The 25485-nt window shown below is 58.8% G+C and carries 17 protein-coding genes and 1 pseudogene; 17 read left to right on the forward strand and 1 reads right to left on the reverse strand.

What is annotated here, in order from left to right; translation table 11 throughout:
• Positions 1-4: 4 nt before the first annotated feature.
• The 3 genes from QWJ34_RS04105 (at position 5) to QWJ34_RS04115 (ending at position 6131) form a co-directional block, all read left to right on the forward strand.
• A complete protein-coding gene (locus QWJ34_RS04105; RefSeq protein ID WP_302725765.1) occupies positions 5-2710 on the forward strand; it encodes a glycosylhydrolase-like jelly roll fold domain-containing protein in 2706 nt (901 codons plus the stop codon).
• Between the two features lie 106 nt (positions 2711-2816).
• On the forward strand, positions 2817-4397 hold the full coding sequence (locus tag QWJ34_RS04110) for a type 2 periplasmic-binding domain-containing protein (RefSeq protein ID WP_302725766.1): 1581 nt from the start codon (positions 2817-2819) through the stop codon (positions 4395-4397).
• A gap of 57 nt (positions 4398-4454) precedes the next feature.
• Complete coding sequence (locus QWJ34_RS04115) at positions 4455-6131, forward strand: glycoside hydrolase family 43 protein (RefSeq protein WP_302725767.1); 1677 nt, start codon at positions 4455-4457, stop codon at positions 6129-6131.
• A gap of 157 nt (positions 6132-6288) precedes the next feature.
• Here the strand turns inward: QWJ34_RS04115 and QWJ34_RS04120 are convergent, their stop codons facing one another.
• Entirely contained in the window at positions 6289-7758 is a 1470-nt protein-coding gene (locus tag QWJ34_RS04120; protein ID WP_302725768.1) for a DHA2 family efflux MFS transporter permease subunit, read from the reverse strand.
• A gap of 158 nt (positions 7759-7916) precedes the next feature.
• On the opposite strand from QWJ34_RS04120, the gene QWJ34_RS04125 reads away from it, so the two are divergent.
• From QWJ34_RS04125 to QWJ34_RS04190, 14 genes and pseudogenes are all read left to right on the forward strand, one after another.
• Complete coding sequence (locus QWJ34_RS04125) at positions 7917-8801, forward strand: TetR/AcrR family transcriptional regulator (RefSeq protein WP_302725769.1); 885 nt, start codon at positions 7917-7919, stop codon at positions 8799-8801.
• 231 nt (positions 8802-9032) lie between these two features.
• Positions 9033-9290 (forward strand): annotated as a pseudogene (locus tag QWJ34_RS27080) (LysR family transcriptional regulator); the annotation flags it as partial.
• A 157-nt stretch (positions 9291-9447) separates the two neighbouring features.
• Positions 9448-10881: a serine hydrolase gene (locus tag QWJ34_RS04135; RefSeq protein WP_302725771.1), complete on the forward strand. Its 1434-nt coding sequence runs from the start codon at positions 9448-9450 to the stop codon at positions 10879-10881.
• A 49-nt stretch (positions 10882-10930) separates the two neighbouring features.
• The gene (locus tag QWJ34_RS04140) at positions 10931-11506 is read left to right on the forward strand and encodes a helix-turn-helix domain-containing protein (protein WP_302725772.1); all 576 of its coding nucleotides are present in this window, start codon (positions 10931-10933) and stop codon (positions 11504-11506) included.
• Complete coding sequence (locus QWJ34_RS04145; protein ID WP_302725773.1) at positions 11503-12114, forward strand: helix-turn-helix domain-containing protein; 612 nt, start codon at positions 11503-11505, stop codon at positions 12112-12114. Before QWJ34_RS04140 ends, QWJ34_RS04145 begins: the two co-directional genes overlap by 4 nt.
• 83 nt (positions 12115-12197) lie before the next feature.
• Positions 12198-13265, forward strand: a complete 1068-nt coding sequence (locus tag QWJ34_RS04150) for a mandelate racemase/muconate lactonizing enzyme family protein (protein WP_302725774.1) — start codon at positions 12198-12200, stop codon at positions 13263-13265.
• A 504-nt stretch (positions 13266-13769) separates the two neighbouring features.
• A complete protein-coding gene (locus tag QWJ34_RS04155) occupies positions 13770-15434 on the forward strand; it encodes an AraC family transcriptional regulator (RefSeq protein ID WP_302725775.1) in 1665 nt (554 codons plus the stop codon).
• Between the two features lie 90 nt (positions 15435-15524).
• Positions 15525-16625, forward strand: a complete 1101-nt coding sequence (locus QWJ34_RS04160; protein ID WP_302725776.1) for an ABC transporter substrate-binding protein — start codon at positions 15525-15527, stop codon at positions 16623-16625.
• 4 nt (positions 16626-16629) lie between these two features.
• Entirely contained in the window at positions 16630-17232 is a 603-nt protein-coding gene (locus tag QWJ34_RS04165) for a nitroreductase family protein (protein WP_302725777.1), read from the forward strand.
• Between the two features lie 206 nt (positions 17233-17438).
• Complete coding sequence (locus QWJ34_RS04170; RefSeq protein ID WP_302725778.1) at positions 17439-20030, forward strand: excinuclease ABC subunit UvrA; 2592 nt, start codon at positions 17439-17441, stop codon at positions 20028-20030.
• Positions 20031-20212: 182 nt separating this feature from the next.
• Positions 20213-20854: a 50S ribosomal protein L25 gene (locus QWJ34_RS04175; protein WP_302725779.1), complete on the forward strand. Its 642-nt coding sequence runs from the start codon at positions 20213-20215 to the stop codon at positions 20852-20854.
• Positions 20855-21159: 305 nt separating this feature from the next.
• Complete coding sequence (locus tag QWJ34_RS04180) at positions 21160-22602, forward strand: hypothetical protein (protein ID WP_302725780.1); 1443 nt, start codon at positions 21160-21162, stop codon at positions 22600-22602.
• A 26-nt stretch (positions 22603-22628) separates the two neighbouring features.
• The gene (locus QWJ34_RS04185) at positions 22629-24965 is read left to right on the forward strand and encodes an LPXTG cell wall anchor domain-containing protein (RefSeq protein ID WP_302725781.1); all 2337 of its coding nucleotides are present in this window, start codon (positions 22629-22631) and stop codon (positions 24963-24965) included.
• 214 nt (positions 24966-25179) lie between these two features.
• Positions 25180-25467, forward strand: a complete 288-nt coding sequence (locus QWJ34_RS04190; protein ID WP_302725782.1) for a Dabb family protein — start codon at positions 25180-25182, stop codon at positions 25465-25467.
• Positions 25468-25485 lie beyond the last annotated feature (18 nt).

The raw sequence follows: 25485 nt of genomic DNA on the forward strand, positions 1-25485 counted from the left end.
GGTTATGACGACAGAACGATTGAAGCAGGTGCTGGGCGGAGAAGAAGACAACTATATTCTGCCTTTCCTGTGGCAGCACGGCGAGGAAGAAGCGGCGATTCGCGAAGAAATGGCCCGCGTGCACGAAGCGGGAATCGGCGCGGTCTGCGTGGAGTCGAGACCGCATCCGGACTTCCTCGGCCCCAAATGGTGGGCGGATATGGACGTCATTATGGACGAAGCGCGCAGCCGGGGAATGAAGGTCTGGATTCTCGACGACGATCATTTCCCGACGGGGCGCGCCGGAGGCAAAGTGAAAGAAGCGCCCGAGGAGCTGCACCGGCTGTTCCTAGGCGAACGTTATATCGATACGCTCGGCCCGGCCCGGGGGACGTCGCTGCTGCTGGAGCCGCTGCTGCTGCGCGGGCTTAGGCCGACGATCTCGGAACGCGAACGCGCAAGCGGCGCGAACAATCTGGTTTCTGCCGTCGCGGTGCACCGCGATCCGAAGGACGGAAGGCTGCTCGGCGAAGCGCGGGACCTGACCGGTCTGGTGCGAGGCGGCGTCCTGTACTGGGATATTCCGGAAGGGTACTGGCGGATCTTTATCGTCTCGGAGAACCTGGGCGGCGGCAGCCGGGCGCAGGACGATTATCTGAATCCGCTGGACCGCGATTCGGTGAGGCTGCTTATCGATACGGTGTACGAAGCTTTCCACGAGCGCTATCGAAGCGACTTCGGGGAGACGCTTGCCGGATTCTTCTCGGACGAACCGGGGTTCTATAACGATCCCGCGACGTTCGACTTCGAATCGCGGCCGGGCAAGCCCGGCGTGCCGCTTCCGTGGAGCCGGGACGTGCCGCCCCTGCTCGAACGGGAACTGGGCGCAGGCTTCGAGCAGTCGCTGTATCTGCTGTGGGAAGACGCCGGCGAGCGATCGGACCGGGTCCGCTACGCTTATATGAATACGGTCAGCCGGCTGTACGCGGACAGCTTCTGCGACCAGATCGGGGACTGGTGCCGCGAGCGCGGCGTCGAGTATATCGGACATGTGCTCGAAGACAACAATGTGCACGCCCGGCTCGGCTCGGGCGCGGGGCATTTCTTCCGCTCGATGCGCGGTCAGGATATGGCCGGCCTCGACGTCGTGCTGTGGCAGATTGTGCCGGGCTTCGACGAAGTGTCGTTCCGCCAGCCCACGGGAGAAACGGACAGCGAGTTTTTCCATTACGGACTGGGCAAACTCGGGGCGTCCCTGGGGCATCTCGATGCCAGAAAGCGCGGGCGCACCATGTGCGAAGTGTACGGCGCATACGGCTGGGCCGAAGGGCTCAAGCTGATGAAATGGCTTACCGACCATATGCTGGTGCGTGGCGTGAACCATTTCGTGCCGCATGCTTTTACGCAGAAGCCTTATCCCGATCCGGACTGTCCGCCTCATCTGTACGCGAACGGCCGAAATCCGCAGTACCGGCATTACCGCTATCTGAACCGGTATATCAACCGGGTCGGCCACCTGATCTCCGGCGGGCGGCATGTCGCCCCGGCGGCCGTGCTGTACCACGCCGAAGCGGAGTGGTCCGGCGAAGCGATGTATGTCCAGCGGCCGGTCAAGATGCTGATGCAGAGACAGATCGACTGCGACATCGTTCCCGCCGACCTGCTGCTGGAAGCGGCCGAAGTCCGGTCCGGCAGACTGCATCTGCATCCCGAAGACTTCGGATGCCTGGTTGTGCCGTATGCCGAAGCGCTGCCGGCGCTGCTGCTCCGGCGGCTGGTCGAATTCGCGGATTGGGGACTGGATATCCGCTTTGTGGACGGACTGCCGCTGCGCTCAAGCGAGGGAGCGGATGTGTCGGCCGAGCTGTCGGGTCTGGCCGCGCATCCGAGGGTCAAGCGGACAGGGCTGGACGAGCTGGCCGACGGACTGATTGCCGACGGGCACCGCGACCTGAGCGTCGGCGGAGACGAACCGTATTTGAGGAATTACCGCTACCGGCACGACGGACTCGAAGTCCTGATGCTGTTCAATGAAAGTCCGCAGCGGAAGATCGGGACGGAACTTACGCTGCCGGCAGACCTGCCGGGCGAGTGGTACGCTTACGACGCTTTCCTGAACCGGCTGACTTCGCCGGAATCGGCGGAGCGGGAAGGGCGGCGGACGCTGCGGCTTGTGCTGAGCCCGTACGAATCCCTTATTCTGCTGCAAGGGCCGGCGGTCGAGCAGGCGGCCGCAGAAGCGGGCCTCGGCGCGCCGCCGCCTGACGAAGTTTACGGCCGGGAAGCCGCGCCGGAGACAGCCCGGCTTGAAGGTGAATGGGCGGTCTCGATCGCCGAATCGGAGCGATATCCGCAGTTTCGCCCGTGGGGCAGTCTGACGGAACCGGTGAATATGAACGGGCCGGAGCGCCTGCCGCATTTCTCGGGCACGTTCCGCTACGAGACGGAATTCGAATGGAACGCTCCGGCGGGCGGCGGGGCGGCGCTGGACCTGGGCGAAGTCTACGAGACGGCCGAGGTCTGGCTGAACGGCGAATACGCAGGTGTGCGCATCTGCCCGCCTTACCGGTTGGAGATCGGGAATCTGCTGCGGCCGGGCTCCAATACGCTGGCCGTGGAAGTCACGAATACCCTGGTCAAGGAACGGCGCGATCTCCTGTCGGCTTTTGCGCAGCAGGAGCCGGGCGGACTGCTCGGTCCGGTCGCGATAAGCGCCCACGCGGCGCAATAAATCCAGACAGCGCGGTTGAAGCCGCTTCTGCGCGTTCATGCAAGAAGCGGCTTCGTTTTTTGTTTGAACCGACGATGTGTTTTTCCATCAAAAAGGAGGAAAAAAGATGAAGTTTCACAAAGCGGGTTCATGGCTGACGGCGGGATTGGCGGCATTGTCGATTGTAAGCGGTTGCAGTGAAAGTGCCGAGACTCCGGCAAATTCCACGGGTAACGATTCCGGTGCGGCGTCCGGCGCGGAAGAAACAGTCGATATCAAGGTCTGGGGCACGAACATCGGTTACAAGCCGATCGAGAAAGGCAGCAAGCTGTACGAATTTTACAAAGAAAAGCTCGGCGTGGGCGTGATCCATCCGTATGTGGAATGGAACGGCGGCACCAATTACCTCAATCAGCTCAATCTGAAGATTGCGGCCAACGAAATGCCGGATCTTTTTCTGCCGCAGCAGGGAATTGAAGACAGTCTGGCCAAAAACGGCGCGATCGCCGACCTGACCGACCTGCTGCCCGAATACGCGCCGAATCTGTGGAACGCGATTCCGCAGGACATGTGGAATATCGTCAAAGCCAACGATCCCACCGGCCAGGGCCGTATTTATTATATTCCCGGGATGGTCGATTACGGCCGGTATGCCGGCCTGATCCGCCAGGACTGGCTCGATAAACTGGGCTTGAAGATGCCGACCACGCAGGACGAATACGTCAAAGTGCTGGAAGCGTTCCGCGACCGGGACCCCAACGGCAACGGGCAAAAAGACGAAATTCCGACCGGCGGCCGCGAAGAAGCGCGCTGGATGGACCATCTGTTCGCGATGTACGGCGTCGCCATGTTCGAAGGTTACCCGGATTGGGATCTCTATAACGGTGAACTGACCTACTCGGCGACCACGCCCAATATGAAAGCGGCGCTGGAATTCATCGCCAAGCTGTACAAGGAAGGTCTGATTGACAAGGAATCGCTGCTTAACACCAAAGACAAATGGGACGGCAAGATCCAATCCGACAAAGTCGGCAACTACTTCCACTGGGTGGAGACCGGCTATCTGCCGCTGGAAAATCTGTATAAAAACACAGGAGTCAAAGCCGAGTTTTCCGTACTTCCCGTGCCGAAAGTGGATGGCTTCGAAGGCTTCTACACCTGGAAGAAATTCACGCCTCCGGCCTGGGTGGTCAAGAACAACAAAGACGAGAAAAAGCTGATGGCTACGCTGAAACTGCTCAACAATATGTACGACGAGAAAAACTGGAACGATCTGTATCTCGGCGTGGAAGGCATGCACCATGTCGTGAAAGACGGCAAAGCCACCCGGCTGCCGGACGACAAAAGCACGCAGGAAAACCTGATTCTCGATCCGTATTCCAAAATTTCGACGCTGGATTTCATGACGGAACTGAACAAGAATACGGCCTCCGAAGACCGGATGTGGGCGATCGAACAGGTCAACCGCAATATGCAGGAAGCGCAGCAGTACGCCAAGGTAATCGCGGGCGACGGCATGCCGGCCAGCGTATACGAAGGCTACCCGGATATCAACAACCGCACCCTGTATGTGGAGTACGCGTCCAAGATCATTCTGGGCCAATATCCGATCGACAAATTCGACGAGTTCGTGGAGAAATGGAACAAGTCCGGCGGCGAAGAAGTGACGAAGCGCGCCGGAGAATGGTATGCCAAAGTCCAGAAATAAACGCAAACCGGAAGATAAAAATACAAGCAAGCTTGACGGTCAGGAGGAGCAAACGGCATGAATACGATCATCAATCCCGTCCTGCGCGGGTTTAATCCCGATCCTTCGATTCTGCGCGTCGGGGAAGACTACTATATTGCCACTTCGACGTTCGAATGGTATCCCGGCGTGCAGATCCATCATTCCCGCGACCTGGTCCACTGGAGAGTGGCGGCTCGTCCGCTGGACCGTCCGTCGCAGCTGGATCTGATCGGCAATCCCGATTCGGGCGGAGTGTGGGCGCCCGCCCTGAGCTATGCGGACGGAGTGTTTTATTTGATCTACACGGACGTCAAGTCGCGGACAGGCGCGTTCAAGGATACGCCCAATTATCTGGCGACCGCAAGCTCGGTCGAAGGCCCGTGGTCCGATCCCGTGCATCTGAACAGCAGCGGCTTCGACCCGTCGCTGTTCCACGACGAAGACGGCCGCAAATGGCTGCTGAATATGATCTGGGATTTCCGCAAAGGACGCAATCCGTTCGGCGGGATCGTGATTCAGGAATATTCGGCGCCGAAAAACCGGTTGGTCGGTCCGGCGGTCCGGATCTTCGCGGGAACCGAACTCGGTTATACGGAAGGCCCGCATCTGTATAAGCGCGGCGGTTATTATTATCTGCTGACCGCCGAAGGCGGCACCAAATACGAACATGCCGCGACGCTCGCCCGGTCGAAATTCCTGTTCGGTCCCTACGAAGTCCATCCGGACAACCCGATCCTGACCAGCCTCGGCAGACCCGAACTTCCGCTGCAAAAAGCCGGTCACGCTTCGCTGGCGGAGACGCCGGCCGGCGAATGGTATATGGCGCATCTCTGCGCGAGACCGGCGGCGGGCCGCTTCTGCACGCTGGGCCGGGAGACGGCGCTCCAGCGCTGCCGCTGGGACGAAGACGGCTGGCTGCGCCTGGAGCGCGGGGACGCCGGGCAAGGGCGGGAGCGGGAAGAGGGCGAAGAGGCGGGAGGGAGCGGGGCAAGCGGACCTGCCGTTCCGCGCGAGCTTGTGCGGGCGCCCGATCTGCCCGCCTATCCATTCGACCCCGACCCGCAGCGGGACGACTTCGACGAACCGCGGTTGGGCGTCCAGTGGAATACGCTGCGCATTCCGCCGTCCACGGACTGGCTGTCGCTCGACGAAAGACCCGGCTATCTGCGCCTGAAAGGCATGGAATCATTAAGCTCGAAGCACCGGCAGAGCCTGATCGCCCGGCGGCAGCAGGCGTTCCGCTGCGAAGCCGAGACGGAAGTAGAATTCGAACCGGCACACTTTCAACAGATGGCGGGGCTGATTCTGTATTACGATACGGAAGATTACGTTTACCTGCGGATCACGCATCTGGAAGGCGCGGGAAGAGTGCTGGGCATAATCCGGACGAAGCGGGGCGAGTACGACGAGCTGCTGGAAGCCGAGATCCCGCTGCCCGATACGGGACCGATTCGGCTGAAAGCCGCGGTCGAGCGGGTAAGCGTACGGTTCTTCTACACGGATCCGGAATCGGATTGGAAGCCGGTCGGGCAGCCGGTCGATATCCTGCATCTGTCGGACGAATGCGCGGTTCCCCTCCGGTTTACCGGAACGTTTATCGGGCTGTGCGCGCAGGACCTGGACGGAACCCGGAAAGCGGCGGACTTCGATTATTTTGAGTACAGGGAGCTGCAAGGGGAAACGGACGAATCGTCCCGTTCAGCGATGCGATGAACGAAAAGCAAGGAGTCCCGGCCGATGCTGGAATAGTTTGAATATACATGGAAAGACCCGCGTCTCTTCACCGAGAGAACAGCGGGTCTTTTGCTTCTTTATCAAACCGTCGTCGAGCTGTCCGGATAAAAGGCGGACAGCCAACTACCAAAGCTTCTCAATGAAGGACCGTTGCATCCGAAGAACCTGGATCTTCTGCGAGACTTGCGTATATCCGGGGTTTGCGAAGAATTAGGCTTAGAATTGCACCGCCTGCCGCGATACAGGCTATTACAAAGAAAGTATCTCCGAACGCGAGAGCGGAAACTTTTAAGATCTCGGCTTGTTCGCCAACCGCCGCCATGCGTTCTCCTATTTTTGAGGTCAAGTATCCCATTATCGCAGCTATGGCAAACGAGGCTACGACCTGCTGGGAAGCGGAGGTTAACGGGGTAACGCGGTTTATAAGTTCAGGCGGGGCGGAATTTAAAACATGCGTATTCAAAGGCATCATGGAGAGTCCCATGCCGCATCCGAGCATGAACAATGGAACTATTAACGTAAGGATTCCAGTATTGATATTCAATCCTGACAGCAAGAATAGTCCGACGGATATTAAACTCAGGCCGATAAATACCGGTGTTCTGGAACCTAATTTATCGGATAACTTCCCGCCGAACGGCGTAAGCAGCATAGCCCCGATAGAGATAGGCAGCGCAATTGCCGCGCTTACGACCGGCGTTCGGCCCAATATATTTTGTTGATATAAAGGAAGCAAGAGAATAGAGACGAATGTAGAAATCTGCAGCGCCCAGGATATAATCACACCGCGAGTAAAATCGGATGATTTAAATACTCGCAGCTCCAGCAAAGGCTGCTTCTGGCGAAGCTCTACAATGATAAACACGAGAAGTGCCGCGCCTCCAACAATTATTCCGGTTAACGCGCTTGTGGAATTCCAATCCTTCCCGCCCTCGCTGACCCCGTAAGTCAACATGGAGAATGCAATGGGGGCGAGAATGATTCCCCAAATATCCAGCGAGGGTACAAAGCGCCGCTCCAAATCGGGTAAAAATTTCAGACCTACAATCACCGCCGCAATTCCAATAGGCAAATTAATTAAAAAGATCCAGTGCCAAGAAGCGACTCCAATCAGCCAGCCGGAAAGCAGGGGGCCCGTAGCAGGAGCAAGCAGCATAGGAATTCCCAGCATCCCCATAACGGTGCCTTTCTTTTCGGGGGGAGCGAGCTTAAAAGCGATTGCCATACCGATAGGAGATACCATTCCGCCGCCAAGGCCTTGGATAACGCGGAAGAGCACGAGCTGCTGAGAGCTCTGGGCCAAGGCGCAAAGTACGGATCCCAGTGTAAACAAGGAAATGGTCATGAGGAATATTCGTTTGGCTCCAAACTTATCCATCATCCATCCGGCCAAAGGAATGATCGTGGCCAGTGCCAGTGTGTACCCGGTGATTGTCCATTGAATTGATTCTAATGGACTGTTAAAGTATTTTTGTAAACTGGGGACGGCAACATTCATAATCGTAGTATCCAGCAGCACCATAATCATCCCCAGCATAATAGCGAGAAGCGGGGCAATAATTGTCTTAACCGAAAACTCTGCTTGCATATTGGGCTGGGTAGACATTTTTCTCGTTCCTCCTTTTAAAAAATATTTTCATCTGTAATTTGACTATATAGTTTTTTAAAAAACTTTATAGTCATCACGTGCTTATTGTATCCTGTTTTTTAATAATGTCAATAAAATGATTGGATATATTAATCATGAAGAGAAGAGGAAGTACATTGAGTATAATCAAACAAAATATTATGGACTCCGCTATTCGATTTTTTACGGAAAAAGGGTATCTTGCTACTTCCATTCAGGATATTGCCGATGATTGCGGAATCGCTAAAGGGTCGTTTTACAAATTTTTTTCTTCCAAGGAAGATCTGTTTTTGGAAGTCCATCGAGCCAAGCAGGAGAGCTTCTTTGAAAGTATGGAAGACATTCATTTGGAACCCGGACTTACTGCAAAAGAAATCTTTATTCGTGAAACTAAACATCAGTTTGATTTCTTTCTCGAGAATAGATTTGTAGTGGTAAGTACGCTGGAGATGCAGACGAGCGAAGGAGAAATTGCAGCTAATTTCGCGCGACTGCGCGCAAACTTTCTCAATATGAACAAAACGCTCTTAATCCGCAGATTTAAAAGCGAAATCGAAAGCGGTGTATGGGATCTTGTGTTGATGTATCACGGAATTATTCAGGAGTACCTTTTCTTGTTAACCGTGGATAAAAGACATTTAAATATAAGGGACTTGTCCGTATTTATTGTGGAGCGCATGGAAGACATGGTTAGCGGGGTTCTGACTAAAAAGCCGCAATCTATTATACAAAAACCGATGATGGACGATTACGTAGAAGCAGCCTCTCAAGGGAAGTCTGCATCTTTGGCAGAGATCAGGCATGAGCTGTTTGCAACTCTTTTCTCCATACTTAAAGAGCTGGTTATCACAAATCATCACAGAACCGAGCTGCAAGAAGCGCTTACTTTACTTAAAGAAGAATTAGAGAAAGATGAGCCTAAAGTGGTGCTCATTCGTGCAATGCTTCAATTTCTGATGAAGGAACATGAGCTGCGGGATATCATTGAAAAGCTTAACAAAATAGGCTGCTACCAGGATTAAACGGAACTGCGGATTTTCTTTAAACGCAGTAAATGTTTATTTTATTCAACAGACCTCGAATTTCGCTGCTAAGCGGAAGTCGAGGTTTTTTTTATGGTATGGGTATAAATTTATTTCGATGTAATCCAAAAAATAATTATAGTAAATTATATATTGACAATTAATTACGGACTTTTATAATGACACATATACAAACCGGTTCCTGCCCGGGAAAGGAGGCGAACCCGCCGCATGGATATCCGCCAGCTGACGTATTTCGTCGAAGTCGCCAGGCATCGCAGCTTTACCAGAGCATCGCAGGCGCTGTACGTGTCGCAGCCGTCGATCAGCCGCGCAATCAAAAGTCTGGAAGACGAGCTCGGCGCGACGCTGCTGGACCGGTCGGAGCGCGACGTGCAGCTGACCGATATCGGCGAGCTGGTCAACGAACGTGCGCTGGAGATCCTGTGTTCGGTCCGGGAGCTGGAGCAGTTCGTCGAAGAAGCGGTCGCCGGCGTACCGAGCAAACCGGCGTCTCCCGCACGTCTGCCGGACGGTCGCGCCGCATCTGTGGCAGCAGTCCCGGCCCGGCGGGTCCGCGCTTCCGCTCCGCTGAGATCGGTATCCGCATCATCCCCTAACCAAAAAGAGGCAGGAGGAACGAACCATGAGCCATCCGATACTTGACGGTCTGGACGAGACCATTCGCAAAGCGATGGAAGACATGAATGTGCCCGGCGCCCAGGTGGCGATTATCCGCAACGGGGACGTGATTTATTCGGAAGCGTTCGGCTATGCGAATGTGGACGAACACGTTCCGCTGACCAAAGAGCATTACCTGCCGATCGGCTCCTCCAGCAAATCGTTTACCGCGGCGGCGGCGCTTATTCTGGCCCAGCAGGGCAAGTTGGATCTGGACAAGCCGATTCGGCACTACATGCCGGAGTTCGAACTGGCCGACCCCGTCGCGACCGCCCAGGCGACCGCGCGTGATCTGCTGTGTCACCGCACCGGCGTGCCGCGTCACGATATGATGTGGCTCAATTGGGACGATCTGGACCGCCGCGATCTTGCGCTGAACCGCGTCAAGCACTTGCAGGGCAATCTGCCTTTTCGCAGCGGTTGGCAGTACCAGAACCAGATGTACGCGGTCATCGGCCAACTGATCGAGGCGATCGACGGCCGGACGTGGGAAACGTTTGTCGAAGAAGAAATTCTGGGTCCGCTCGGCATCCGCGATTACAGCTTCCGCATTCCGTATCCGCACGAAGAATATGCCAGACTGTACACGCCGGACGGCGAAGGCGGGAACAAAGAAAACGTGCCGCTGATTATCGACGCGATGGGACCGGCCGGCTCGCTCAATATGAAGATCGGGGGTCTGGCGGCGTGGGTCGCTTTTCAGCTGAACGAAGGGCGGATCGAAGGCAAACCGCTGATCGACGCCGCGCTGTTCAAGCAGCTGCACAAGCCGGTGATTCCGTATCAAATCCTGCCGTTCGAGTTTCCGGAAAGAGTGACGGCCGGCTACGGGCTGGGCTGGACGGTCGACTTTTTCCGCGGGCATAAAGTGGTCGATCACGGCGGCAACGTAAGCGGGGGCTCGGCGCTGATTTCGTTCATGCCGGATCTGGGCCTCGGCTGCGCGGTCCTGACCAACGCCAATAGCAACCTGTTCGTGACCGCGCTGTCGATGGAGCTGTACGACCGGGCGCTGGGGCATGCCGGCGAGCGGAACTGGTTTATCCAATACCGGGACAATATGAACGGGCTGCTGGATGCGATGAAAAGCCGACTGACCGCCATTTACGGCACGAAGATCGAAGGCAGGCCGTGCAGCCACGAATTGGAGGAATACGCGGGCGAGTACGAGCATCCGGGCTACGGCGGCGTGACCATTACTGCAAAAGACGGCGGGCTGCATATGAAGTACCACAACAACGAAATGAAAGTCTCGCATCTGCACTACGACATTTTTACGTTCGAGCTGTTCGGCGGTCCGCATCCTCTTTCGTTCGCGACGGGCGTGGACGGCGGCATCTCTTCGCTGAGCATCCCGTTCGAGCCGTCCGTCGATCCCATTGTGTTCGCGCGGCAGTAACTTCGGGAGAAGAAGAGTGTGGATTGACTCGGGAGGAGGAGTGGAAGCCGTGCTTGGAAATCGGCTGCGGGAAGCGAGAAAAAGCAAAAATTTGACGCTGGCGGAGCTGGCCGGGCAGATCGGGGTGACGACGGGATATTTGTCCAATCTGGAGAAAAACCGGCAGGAGCCTTCGCTTGCCGTGCTGCGCAGTTTGTCCGGCCAATTGGATATCCCCGCGCCCGTGCTGTTTATGGACGAACAGGATGAAGAAGCGATCGTGCTGAGAAAAGGCGAGCGCAGCCCGATCCGTTTTGCGGATCTGCCGGTTGCATGCGACTTGCTGACACCCATGAACTGGAGAAGTTCGTGGTCGCCGGAGATCGAAGTGCTGCGCCTTGCGCTTGCGCCGGGGGAGCGGCTCAAGGCGGACGATCTGTCCACCGATACCGACGAATGCGTGTATGTGACGGAGGGCCGGGTGGAATACCGTTACGGAAACGAAGCCGTCTCGATCGAAAGCGGCGGCAGCCTGTACGTGCCCCGGCGGACGGGATATGTTCTGATCAATACCGGGGAACGCGAGGCCGTGCTGCTCTGGGCGGTGCGGTCGGTCCGGCCGGCGCAAAGGAGCGAACGGACATGAGCGAGCGCAGCGTTTCTTTTCAACTCAAAGGCGAGCGCATCCGCGAGCTGAGGCGGCGGCTCAATCTGTCTTCGACGGCGCTGGCCGAACGGATGGGGGTGACGCCGGCTTATATCTCGCAGATCGAGCGCGATCTGGCGGAGCCTTCGCTGTCGGTACTGCGCCGGCTGGCCGGGGCGCTGAACGTCGATCTGCCGGCGCTGCTCGAATACGAAGCGCCCGCGGATACTCGGATCACTTCCGCCGGGGACGCCGCCTGGCACACGTTCGCCCAGGCCAATGCCAAATACCGGATGCTGACGCCGGCTTCGCTCAAGAACGGCGCCCGGCCGGAATTGACCGTTATGCTGGTCGGTTTCGAAGCGGGGAAAACGGACTACGACGAGAAGGTCGTGCAAGACTTCGAAGAATTCTGCTATGTGCTGGAAGGCTGCATCGAATACCGGACGGACAAGCGGAGTTATCTGCTGGAGGAAGGCGACAGTATTTATATCAAGAAAAACGTGCCGCATCTGCTGTACAATCCCGGCCAACGCGAAGCCAGGCTGCTTGGCGTACTCGGCAGCGTCCATCCGCATCTGCGGGAAGGCGCGGAGCCGGCGGAGTAGCCAAGAAAAGCGGCATCGGGCGGCGCGCGGCACGGGACGTTTACGACGCGGATACGCGAATATGCCGACAAGGATGCGAAGCCATGCAAATACAATCGATCGAAGCGAAGAAAATCAAGCTGGAGCTGCTCCAGCCGGTCAAGATCGCCATCGGCACGCTCAGCCGCAGCGAAACGGTGATCGTACGCATCGTCACGGACGACGGTATCGTCGGGTGCGGCGAAGGCAGCGGCGTTTCGTTCGTAACGGGCGAAACGGCCGACACGATTGACGGAGCGGTCCGCGTCCTGGCGGAAGCGCTGATCGGCCGCGATGCGCTGGGCATCGACCGCATTCACCGGATCATGGACCGGACGCTGGTCCACAACACGTCCGCCAAAGCGGCTATCGATATCGCGCTGCACGATATCCTGGGCAAAGCCGCGAAGCTGCCGCTGCACCGGCTGCTGGGCGCGGTCTCGGGCGAGCTTGAGACCGACAAAACGGTCGGCATCGGCCCGCCGGAGCAGATGGTCCGCGATGCGCTGGAGATGGTTGTCCTGGGCTTCGGCCAGCTCAAGATCAAAGCGGGCCTCGATCCGGACGCCGATATCGAAGCGGTGCGGCTGATCCGCGAAGCGGTCGGACCGCAGGTCCGGCTCAAGGTGGACGCCAACCAGGGCTGGTCGGCCAAGGACGCGCTGCGCGCCGTCCGCGCCATGGCCGAGTGCGGCGTGGAAGCGGTCGAGCAGCCGGTGCCGCAGTGGGATACCGACGGCCTGGCGCTGATCCGCGCGCAGTCTCCGCTGGATATTATGGCGGACGAAAGCTGCTTTTCCCCGCGCGACGCGGCGCTGCTCGTCAAGCGGGAAGCGGTCGATCTGATCAATATCAAGCTGATGAAATGCGGCGGCCTGCACCGGGCGATGCAGATCAACGCCGTGGCGGAAGCTTCGGGCGTCGGCTGTATGCTCGGCTGCATGATGGAAAGCCGCATCGGCATCGCGGCGGGAGCGGCGCTGGTGCTGTCGCGGCCGAATTTCAAGTACGCGGATCTGGACAGCTTTATGTATTTCCATGAAGTCCCGGCGATTCGCGGGGGATTTGTGTTCGAAACTCCGCATATCCGCTTGGCGGACGGCGACGGGATCGGGGTGGAAGTGGACTTTTAGCGGACATTTAAAGATAGGATGCGCCTTCCTTTGCGAAGACCAGAGTGTCGAGCAAGCCGGGCAGGGTTCCACAAGGAAAATAGCGGCGCAGGTACACTTATTCGGGGCGAAACCCTTCGGTTTCTTTAAATAGCGGCGCAGGTGCAATTATTCGGGCGCCAAAAGCCGAATCGAAGCGAAAAAGTTCGAAATAGATGTATCAGTGCCGTTATTTTCTCGAAAGCGTAAGATTAAGCCGGAATAAGGGGCTATGCGCAGCTATTTTAGATTCGGCCTGCCATTCGCTTTATTTCTCCAGTCCTTTCCCCGACTTTTCATTCCAATCGAACCTACCTACTACATTTACATCAAATCGTTTCTCGACAATCGGGTCTTCCTTCGGGAAGACGTTTTTTATTGTAATCGGCTCTGTTGCGTTTGGAGAATCCAACGTATAATAACAAAATCCAAAGTGTGAAGCGGGGCGAGCGCATACAGGAAGGCTTGCAGAGGGAGGGGACGAGGATGGAGAACGCGGATCGGTTGTATCGGCTGGCGAGCGCGGTGCGCCTGGAGGGAAAAGGTTCGGAGAAAAAAGAAGCAAGGAATCCGGAAGCGGGCAGCGGCGGCCAAGAACAAAACGCCGAAGCGGCAAAGCGGATCGATGCGGACCATAGCGCGGAAGCGGGGCGGAAGGCTCGGAGACACGAGCTGATTGTGGCGCGGGAGATACTGGAAGCGGAGATCCAAGGCGCGAATCTGACGCTGCTGCCGGGGCAGGCGCTGATACTTCCGCCGGGGAAGCTGCGGGAGCTGCGCGGGGCGAACGGAGCGGCTGCTTCGTGCGACCGCTTCGGTTTCGAAGTGTATACGGCGGAAGCGGACGGAGAGCTGGCTTTGGGCGGCCTCGACTGGCCGCTGCGTCCGGTGACGCTGCCCGCCGGTCGGGCGGCGGAGCTGGCGCAGGCGGTGCTGGACGGTTGGAGCGGGACTTCCGCGCCGCGCATGGAAGCGGGCATCCGGTTCCAGGAACTGCTGCTGTGCGTATGGCGGGCGTCGGAGAGCGCCGCGGACAGCACCGCCGAAGCGGTTCGGCGGTCGGCGGCCCGCATGGAAGAAACGTTCGGGAGCAGTCTGACGCGCGAAGGTCTGGCGGCCGAAGCGGGATTGAGCGTCGCGCATTATTCCAGGCTGTTCAAGCGGGAGTTCGGGCAGGGACCGATCGAGTACTTGAACGGTATTCGGCTGCGGCGCGCCCGGGAACTGCTGCTGGAAACCGGCGGCAGCGTGCGGGAGACGGCGCACCGGGTCGGTTACGAAGACGAATTTTATTTCAGCCGGAAGTTCAAAGCGGCTACGGGCCTTGCGCCGACGGTATATATGCGCGCGCATCGGGCCGAAGACCGGATCGCTTCGATCGCGATTCCGTATACCGGCCATCTGCTGGCGCTGGGCCTGCGCCCGTGCGCGGCGCTGCTGAATCCGTACCAGGAACCGGCCGGCGAGCTGCGCAATCTGCTGGAACTGGGAAACGAGCAGCCCGATCTGCAGCGGCTGCGGCAGGCGCGGCCCGGGCTGATTATCGGGTTCGAGCGTCAGGACTACGCGGGGCCGGGCGGTTCGGAGCTGCTGGGCGAGATCGCGCCCGTCTGCCGGATTCCGTTCGGCGGAGAATGGCGGGAGCATCTGCTGACGATCGGCCGGACCGTCGGACGGGAAGAGCGGGCTTCGCGCTGGCTGGAACAGTACGAAGACCGGGCGGAGCGCGCCCGGCGTCTGATCGGGCAGCGGATCGGAAGCGCCGCGGTCGCCGTCGCGCAGTACGAGCGGGGGATGTTCCGGGTGTACGGCAGCCGCAATCTGGGCACGGTGCTGTACCGCGATCTCGGCCTGGCGATGCCCGAGCGTCTGCACGGCGTTTCGCATTCCGTGCTGCTCACCGCCGGGCAGCTGGCGGACAGCGGCATCGACCGGCTGCTGCTGTTTACGTCGGACGATCCGCGGCTGCGGCGGCAGGCCCGGCATTCTCTGCGCGAGCAGGCGCAGCGCCGTCCCGGAATGGCCGCCTTTTTCGAAAATCTGCACGATCTCGGAGCGTCCCGCGCTTATTCCTGTTATACGTCGACCTCGCACGATACTTTGCTCCGCCGCCTGACGCAGACCGACGTGCTGCAAAAGTCCATGTCTTGAGCACGTCCGTCCATGGCTGCGAGCGAAAGGGATCTCTATAATCTACTGATGATAATGATTATCAAAATCAGGGAAGAGGATGTGTAGAGATTGAAGGGGACGACAAAACAGAAAGCGGGAACTTCCGCTGTGCATGTACAAGCATCGACGGGGCCGAAACGGCGGAGTAAGCGGCGGGGCAGCTGGCTGCTTCCGCTGCTGCTGCTCGGTCTGATTGCCGCTTTGCTTGCGGGCTGCGGCTCCGGCGGTTCGACGGCCGGGACCGGCGCCGGCTCTGCGGAAGCCGAGCCTTCGAAGACCGACGCGCCGGCAGCTGCGGCGTCCTCGGGCGAAGAAACAGGCGGCGAAACGCGCACCGTGTCGACCGTGATGGGCGATGTGGAAATTCCGGCTCATCCGAAAAAAGTGGCGGGAATGCTGTACGTCTTCGCGGATCATCTGCTGGCGCTCGGCATCGAGCCGCATGCCATGGTGACGTACGACGATCTGGGGTTCCCCGAGTATCTGGCCGACCGAATGACCGATACGATCGCGATCGGCCCGGGCGAGTCGCCGAATCTCGAAGCGCTGCTGCAGGCGCAGCCCGACCTGATTCTGGCATCCAAAACGATGAACGAAGCCAATTACGAGCAGCTGTCCAAGATCGCGCCGACTATTTTGTTCGATAACGAAAACGAAGGCGATTGGGAGCGGTTCAAAGAAACGGCGGCCGTGTTCGGTATGGAAGAAGAAGCGGACCGGATTCACGCGAAATACGATGCCAAAACGGCCGAAGTAAAAAAAGAGCTTGCGGCAAAAGCCAAAGGCGAAACGGTCGCGTTCATGCGCGTCCAGGACAAGCAGCTTCAGCTGATCCAGCCCGCGGACAACTTTACGCTGTTCGGCGCGCTCGGCCTGACGCCGGCTTCGGTCGACGGCATCGATTTCGAAGGCGGCTGGAACGTCGCGATCTCCGAAGAAGTGCTGCCGGATCTCAATCCGGACCGGATGTTTATTATTCTGCGGCCGGGCGATGCCAACAAGCTGGCGCTGGAACGGATTCAGGGCACATCGATCTGGAAAGGCCTGAATGCCGTGCGCGATAATCGCGTGTATATCGGCGACGCCAATCTCTGGTTCGCCGGCTACGGTCCGATCGGGCTGAGCCGCGTGATCGACGAGGTCGAAGCCGCGTTTGCAAACGGGTCGTAAGCCGATGGAAACGCAATCGGGTCTTACACTGTCGGAGATCGTGCGCGGGCGGCGGACGATCCAGGAGTTCAACGGCGAGCCGATCGACAGCGAGCTGCTGCTGGAACTGCTCGGCGATGCGGTCTGGGCTCCTTTTCACTCCAAAAAGGAACCCTGGCGCTTCATCTTGTTCACCGGCGAAGGCAGGCGCGTATTCGCGGAAGCGGTGATTGCCTGCCGGCCGCCGGCGTTCGCCGAGAAGTACGGCGCCCAAATGCGGGAAGCTTACTGCCGGCAAATTCCCGTCCATCTGGTCGTCGTCATGAAAAACATGCTGCCGCCAAAAGCGTGGGAAGAAGCGCTGGCGGCGACGGCGGCGCTGATCCAGAATATTCAACTGCTGGCATGGGAAAAAGGCATCGGCTGCGTCTGGAAAACGAGCCCGTTCAACGACGACGAAACGTTCCGCGCGGCCGTCGGCGTTGAATCGGGAGAAAAAGCGGCGGCCACGCTCCATCTCGGCTGCTTCGATCCGGCCGACCGGCCGGAAGCGAAGCCTCGGACGCCCGTGCGCGAGCTGCTGACCTGGATCGACGGCGCATCCGGCGGCGGGTCGGGGCGCGCGTGATCGTTTCGACTCCTTGCGCGGCGCCCAAACGTCCGTAAAATTTTTTGGCTTCAATATCTAACGATATCTAACGAGACAACCGACAAGACTTCGGCTTCCCGGATCGGCGGGGAGGACGGAGTCTTTTTTTGCCTGTTTCTGGAGCGGCGAATACCGGTAAAGATCATAAGGCGGAAAGAAAAAAGCGATAAGGAGGGGCTATTCCCGTGAGTACAAACGCAGACAAGAAGACCGAACCGACGAAGCGAGAACGGCCCGAACGGGAACGTTTCGCATACGAACCGCAATCCGCCGACGGCATGATCCGCGTGCGCGGGGCGAACGAACACAATCTCAAACAGGTGGACGTCGATATTCCGCGCGATTCGCTGGTCGTGTTTACCGGCGTCTCCGGCTCGGGCAAATCGTCGCTGGCGTTCGGCACGCTGTACGCCGAAGCGCAGCGCCGTTACCTGGAATCGGTCGCGCCCTACGCGCGCCGCTTGATCCAGCAGGCCGGAACGCCGGAGGTGGAAAGTATCGAAGGACTGCCGCCGGCGGTGGGGCTCCAGCAGCAGCGCAGCGTGCCGCAGGAGCGTTCCACCGTCGGCAGCCTGACCGCGATCTCGAACGTGCTGCGCATGCTGTACGCGCGCGCCGGCGATTATCCGGACGGGCAGTCCGTGCTGTATGCCGAAGACTTCTCGCCGAACACGCCGCAGGGCGCTTGCCCGGAGTGTCAAGGGCTGGGGCGGCTTTACGACGCCACCGAAGCATCGATGGTGCCCGATCCGAGCCTCAGCATCCGGCAGAAAGCGATCGCGTCGTGGCCGGGAGCCTGGCACGGGCAGAATCTGCGCGATATCCTGATCTCGCTCGGCTACGACGTGGACAAGCCGTGGCGGGAACTGCCGCAGCGGGACCGGGACTGGATTTTGTTTACCGAGGAGCATCCGCAGGCGCCGATCTACCCGGACTTGAATTACGAGGAGATTCAAGAAGCGATCCGCTCCAAGCGCCGGCCCGATTATATGGGCAATTACACCGGCGCGCGGCGTCAGCTGCTGCAGACGTACGCGGCCGCCGACAATCCCGGGCGCCGGAAGCGGCTGGAGCCGTATCTGGCCGTCGGGCCGTGCCCGCGCTGCGGAGGCAAGCGGCTGAAGCGCGAAGCGCTGTCGGTTACGTTCGCCGGACTCGATATCGCGGATATGTTCCGGCTGCCCGCGGCCGCGCTGCGCGACCGGCTGGAAGATGCCGTCCGCCGCGGTCGAAGCGCGCGGGAATCGGGCGGAGACACCCGGCAGTCCGAGAAAGCGCTGGTCGCGGACAGGCTCGTCAGCGACGTGACGGGCAGGCTGGAGCGGCTGATCGCGATCGGCGTCGGCCATCTGTCGCTGGACCGTTCCGCGCCGACGCTGTCTTCCGGCGAACTCCAGCGGCTGCGCCTGGCAACGCAGTTGATCTCCAAGCTGTTCGGCGTCGTCTATGTGCTGGACGAACCGTCGGCGGGCCTGCATCCGGCAGACGGCGAAGCCCTGCTGGACTCCCTGGCGGCGCTGCGCGATTCCGGCAATTCGGTCTTCGTGGTCGAACACAATCTGGATGTGATGAAGCGGGCCGAGTGGCTGGTCGATATCGGCCCGGAAGCCGGGCAGCGCGGAGGCCGCGTGCTGTACAGCGGTCCGCCGGAGGGATTGGCGAATATCGAAGAATCGGTAACGCGCCGTTATTTGTTCGCGGACGGCGAACCCGCGCCGCTGCGCGAACGCAGGGAGCCGACGGGCAGCCGCCTGAGCGTCAAAGGCGTGACGTTCAACAATTTGAACGGCCTGGACGCGGAATTCCCGCTGGGCCGCCTCACCGCGGTGACCGGCGTCTCGGGCTCGGGCAAATCGAGCCTCGTATCGCATGCGCTGCCGCTGCTGCTGGCTCCGCATCTGGGAGCGCTGCCGGAAGCGGACGATCCGGCGGACGGAGGCGAAGAAGACCGTCCGGCGGAGATCGCCGGGGCAGTCTCGGGCGATCTGGGTTCCCTGCGCCGCATCGTGCGCATCGACCAGAAACCGATCGGGCGGACGCCGCGCTCGAATCTTGCGACCTATACCGGACTGTTCGACCATGTGCGCCGGCTGTTCGCCGCCGTGCCGCTATCCCGCGAACGCGGTTACGGCGCCGGGCGCTTTTCCTTCAATGTCCCGGCCGGCCGCTGCCCGACCTGCGAGGGACAGGGATTCGTCCAGGTCGAACTGATGTTTATGTCCAGCCTGTACGTGCCGTGCGCCGACTGCGGCGGCACGCGCTACAACGCCGAGACGCTCGAAGTGCGGTGGAACGGTTATACGATCGCGGACGTGCTGGCGCTGACGGTGGAAGAAGCGGCGGACGTGTTCGCGGAGCAGGCGGCAATCCGCCGTCCGCTGTCCGTACTGCTGGATCTGGGGCTGGGCTACTTGAAGCTCGGGCAGCCGGCGACCGAGCTGTCCGGCGGCGAATCCCAGCGGATCAAACTCGCCGCGGAGCTTCAGCGCGCGCAGCGCGGACAAACGCTGTACCTGCTGGACGAGCCGACGAACGGACTGCATCCGGTCGACGCGGACCGGCTGCTGCGCCATCTCGACGCGCTGGTGCGGGCCGGGCATACGGTCGTTATGGTCGAGCACAATATGCGCATCGCGGCCCGGGCCGACTGGGTGATCGATATCGGGCCGGGCGCCGCGGAGCAGGGCGGGAAGCTAGTCGCGGCCGGTACGCCGGAGGAAGTCGCCGAGGCGGCCGAAAGCCGCACGGCGCCTTACCTGGCCCGCTATCTGGCCTGAATTCCGCAGCGCGGGCCGCACCTATTTCGAACGATTATCGCCTCTCTCGCAAAAGCTTGTGATACAAGTTAGCGGCGGCGGGGTAATAGACTATTACGAAGACGACGGAAGACCCCGGCCAGGCCGGTGAGAAGTGTCTATCCAAGTCGATTTTGTCCAATTTCCGAGGAGGTCGAGTAATCATGAGTAAAGCACTTGAAGCTGAGAAAAGAACCGGTTTTAAACGTTCCGATATTAGAGTTCTGCGCGAAAGCGGACGCGTTCCGGCTGTCGTGTACGGCAAGAAAGCGGACGGCGTGCCCGTTCACGTCGATGCCAAAGAACTTCAGCGCCACGTACAAAGAGGCGGAGCGGACATTTTCTCCCTGAATGTCAAAGGAGATTCGTCGTCGCAGGTCATGATCAAAGACGTGCAGCGTCTTAACGGAAAAATCGTTCATGCCGATTTCCTGCAAATCGACAAGAACACGCCGGTCAAGGTCATGATCGCCGTGGATTATCAGGGAGAAGCCGCAGGCGTTGCGGAAGGCGGAATCCTGCAAATCCAGGCGACCGAGCTGGAAGTCGAAGCGCTGCCGAATGATCTGCCGAGCACGCTGGAGATCGACGTTACGGGTCTGGCGATCGGCGACAAGCTGACAGCCGCGGACCTGAAACTTTCCGACAAAGTAACGCTGCTTTCTTCCGAGGAAGAAGTTCTGGCTTCGGTCGTGGTGCCTCAGGTTCTGGAAGAGCCGGAAACCGACGCCGAAGAAGCGGAAGTGGCTCCGGAGCTTGTCGGCGAAGAAGAAGCCGGCAGCGAAGAAACGAAGGAAGAAGAATAATCGAATCGTATGGCGGGAATCCGCGGCGTTTGCCGCGCCTGCTGCCGAACCGCTTCTCTACGGAGGAGCGGTTCTTTTTGCGTTTGAAATTTTTTTGAAAAAAATATTTGGCAGCCGTTCTTGGCCTCGTGCCTGATGATCAATTTTCATAGTCGGGATCTTTTTACTTTATTTACCTTTTATCGTTTCGGATGCAAAAAGTGACGTTAAAAAGGGAGTAGACACCAATTTGAAATAACTGGTTTTTTGCTTATTCAATTGGGTCTAATCTATTCCAGCTATAACGGAAAGGAGGTGAATGATAATTGAAGCGCTGGACGATCGCAATCGGAATATTGTCGGCACTGGTCCTGACTTTCGACAAACAAGACGTGCAAGCCAAATCTTCCCCCGCGCTGCTGGACAATGTGCTTAAAGGAGCGGCCGATGCCGTCGACCACACGGTGGGCGGTGTATCCGATTCAGTCAATCAAACGGTAGGAGGCGCGACCAACGCGCTGGAGCAAACAGTAAACGGAACCTTAAACCAGACCGACCAGGCCGTTCAGGGAACTTTCGATCAGGCGGGACAAGCAGCCGGAGGGCTGTTGTCGCCGGTGACGGAACCCGCGGCGGGTACAGTAGGAAGTGTATTAAATACGGTGGAGGGAGTCGTGAGCGGTACAAGCGGCATCGTCAATGAAAGCGTTGACATCCCGCTTAACGCGATTCCGGAAGTAACCGGCGTTGTAAACGGCAAGGCAGCCGATCCTGTAGGCACATTGGTCAAAGAAACGCAGCAAGCGGTGAAAGAAGTAGAAAAAACGGCCGGAAACGCGGCGGCAAATGCCGCTTCGGTCGCGGAAGGAACAGGCAAAGTTGTCGACGGAGTGAAGAAGACCGTAGAGAACGTCGTGAAGGAAACGCGGAAAACGGTCGATAAAACCGTCGAAGCCCTTCCGAAGCCGGGCGTCAGTCCAAGCGAACCGCCGGCGGTCTCGCAGCCCAAGCCTCCGGCGGCGCCGAAACCGGAAGTCAAAGCTTCTGAGGCGAGCGAGAGGCACGAAAGTTCGCCGCAGCGCGAAGCCGATTCTCAGCCTGCGCCGGGCGAACCGAGCCCTTCGCAAGCGCAGCCCGAAGCTGCGGCCCCGGCCGTACGCGGCCAAGCCGTAAAGACGGAGCCTTCGGCGCCGCAGGCCGAATCGAATCCGCCGGCCGAGCCGTCGGATTCGACAAAGGCCGCGCCGAAGCCAAGCGAAGCTGCGGCGAATACGGTTCGTATTCAGACCGTGCCGCAGTCGCAAGATTCGGCGGAAGCCGCCGCGCAGCCGATCAACGACGGAGCGGGACAGCCGCTGCGCTCCGCGGGACAAGCGGTAAGCGAGCGGCCGGAAACGGCCCGCGAAGCCGCAGTCGATGCGGAACCCGCAAACGCGGCGGCGCAGATCGACAAACCGGCCGTTACGCCGGGCGTCAAAGCGGCGTCGGAGCCGGAACCTCTGGCTCCGCGCGAAGGGCGGCAGACTCTGCCGCCGCCGGTGCCCGCCCTGCTGGCGGACGCCGCGCAAAGCCGGACCGTATCCGGCCCGACTCAGGGCGGATCGGGTTCTCCGGCTCCGCAGGTGCCGATCGCGCACCTGTATACCGGATTCTCGGCCGCCGGTCGGCAGCCGATGTATCGGCTGAAGACCTTCTCCGATAACGGAGGCAGCCAATGGATTAACGCACCGCCTTTTTCACCACCGAAGCAAGCTCCCTTTTTGACTTGAAAAATCAAAAAAAGGGAGCGATAACAATGAAAAAGACGGTAAAAGCATTTTGGACAACAGGTTTTGCGGCCGCTGTACTGGTATGCGCACAGGGAGCCGTGTCGGCGGAAGAAAGTCAGACGACTTCAAGCAACGACTCGGCGAACTATTCCCTGCTGAATATCCAGGCGGACGGCGTCGTCGGCGACAGCCTCCACCTCGGCGTATTGGAAAGCCGGAACACGAACTCCAACGATGCAAACAACGCGGATTCTTCTTCGGCCGATACGACGGGAAGCGACTATAACGCGGTGGTAAACGCCAACCTCGACCAGGTGCTGGGCGATCAGGTTCATGTAGGCGTACTGGAAAGCAGCGAAGTAAATACTTCTTCTGTAGAAGGCACGACGGACGGTGAAAATGAAACTGCCGCTGCGGAAACCCGGAACAGCGAACACAACGCCGTTGTGAACGCGACTCTGAACGAAGTGGTAGGCGATCAGATTCACGTCGGCGTACTGGAAAACAAAGAAGAAAACACTTCTTCGAACAGCAACGGTGCAGCGAACAGTGAAGACGAAACTTCTGCTGCGGAAACCCGAAACAGCGAACACAACGCCGTTGTAAACGCGAACCTGGACGAAGTAGTAGGCGATCAGATTCATGTCGGCGTACTGGAAAGCAAAGAAGAGAATTCTTCTTCGAACAACGGTGCAGCGAACAGTGAAGATGAAAATACTGCTGCGGAAACCACGAACAGCGAATACAACGCCGTTGTGAACGCGAACCTGGACGAAGTAGTCGGCGATCAGATTCACGTTGGCGTACTGGAAAGCAAAGAAGAAAACACTTCTTCGAGCAGCAACGGTGCAGCAAACAGTGAAGATGAAAATGCTGCTGCGGAAACCACGAACAGCGAATACAACGCCTTTGTGAACGCGAACCTGGACGAAGTAGTCGGCGATCAGATTCATGTTGGCGTACTGGAAAACAAAGAAGAAACTTCTTCTTCGAACAACGGTGCAGCGAACAGTGAAGATGAAACTTCTGCTGCGGAAACCACGAACAGCGAGCACAACGCCGTTGTAAACGCGAACCTGGACGAAGTAGTAGGCGATCAGATTCATGTCGGCGTACTGGAAAGCAAAGAAGAAACTTCTTCTTCGAACAACGGTGCAGCGAACAGTGAAGATGAAACTTCTGCTGCGGAAACCACGAACAGCGAATACAATGCCGTTGTGAATGCGACTCTGGATGAAGTAGTCGGCGATCAGATTCACGTCGGCGTACTGGAAAGCAAAGAAGAAAACACTTCTTCGAGCAGCAACGGTGCAGCGAACAGTGAATACGATTCGCTGCTGAACGCAGATCTCGATCAGGTACTGGGCGATCAGATTCACGTCGGCGTGCTGGAAAATACAGAAACGGCCGTAAACGGCTCCGCTTCGACGGACAACGGATCGACGGTTGAACGTTCGAGCTCCCTGCTGGACCTGAATCTGGAAGGCGTCGTACCCGGTGTTCGCGTACAGGTGCTGAACCATTCGGAAACGGCGACTTCGGTACCGAACACAGATAACCAGGGAACGACTCCCGGAAACGGTAACGGAAACGGCAGCGAAGGCATGACGCCGGGAACCGGAAATAACGGCATGACCCCGGGAACGGGGAACGGCGGCAGCGGCATGATTCCTGTCGCCGAAGGCGAGAATCCGGCTGAGGTGCCGGGAAACGGTAACGGCAGCAATGGCATGACGCCGGACAACGGCAGCGGAAACGGCGGCGGGATGACGACGCCGGGCAGCGAAATGACGAACGGCGAAAACAACGCCGCTCCGATCGTGCCGGGTACGACTATCGTGCCGAACGAAGATACGCCTTTTGCTTCGATTGACGGACGCGTGGATACTGCTTTGAACACGCCGAACGCCGTCGGCAATCCGCGCAGCGCCGACGACAATACGGTGACGGCCGCGGCGGCGCTCGGCGACGACAATACGGTGACGGCCGCGGCGGCGCTCGGCGACGACGAGTTCAACGTACCCGATGCTTCGGTAAGCCGCGGCGTTATGGCGAGCACAACAGTCAGATCGGGCGTAACGGCGTCTGCCGTCGCTCCGATCGCCGGACGTCCCGCCGCAGTGAGAAATGCGTTTGCCGCAAACGGCGACGCGCAGAGCGGCGCAATCGAAACGGCGGCATCCGACATTTCTGCCGCTTCCAATGGATCTGCGGCTTCCGCCGCTCCGATGCAGGCCTGGACCGGAGCGTCCGAGCTTCCGCAAACGGGTGAAACTTCGGATCCCTTTATGCAGCTGCTGCTCGGAATCGCGCTGATGGTGGCGGGCGCCATGCTGAGCATGGTTCGCCGCCCGCAATATTAAGGGGGCCTTTTGAGGCCCTTGAGACCCGCCTGCCGGGTTGGACCGCTATTTCGCGGTCTGCCGCAGGCGGTCTTTTTTTTGCGTTCCGCCTTGTTTACCGCTATCCGACACTCGCATTTTTGGCTGAAACCGCTCTCCTTATGATATAGTTTCTTTGTGAGCTTTTTTGCAAGGAGCAGCAGAGCAGTTATTTCGTTCGGGGAGATGAGAAGACATGATCAAGCATATCGTCTTTTTTAAATTGAAAAATCGTTCGGCGGAAAGCGTGGCGGAAGCGGCGGATGTGCTGCGGAGCATGGACGGAAAAATCGAACAGCTCAAATCGCTCGAAGTCGGTACGGATATCCTGCGCTCGGAGCGTTCTTACGATATCGCCTTGACCGCGACGGTCGATACGCTGGACGATCTTCAGGCTTACCAGGTTCACCCGGTGCACCGGGAGATCATCGAATACATCAACGGGGTCAAAGAAGTTTCCTACGCGGTCGATTACGAGGCGTAAGCCGCGCTGGCAGCCGAA

Source organism: Saccharibacillus sp. CPCC 101409 (genome assembly GCF_030518235.1).
GTDB lineage: Bacteria > Bacillota > Bacilli > Paenibacillales > Paenibacillaceae > Saccharibacillus.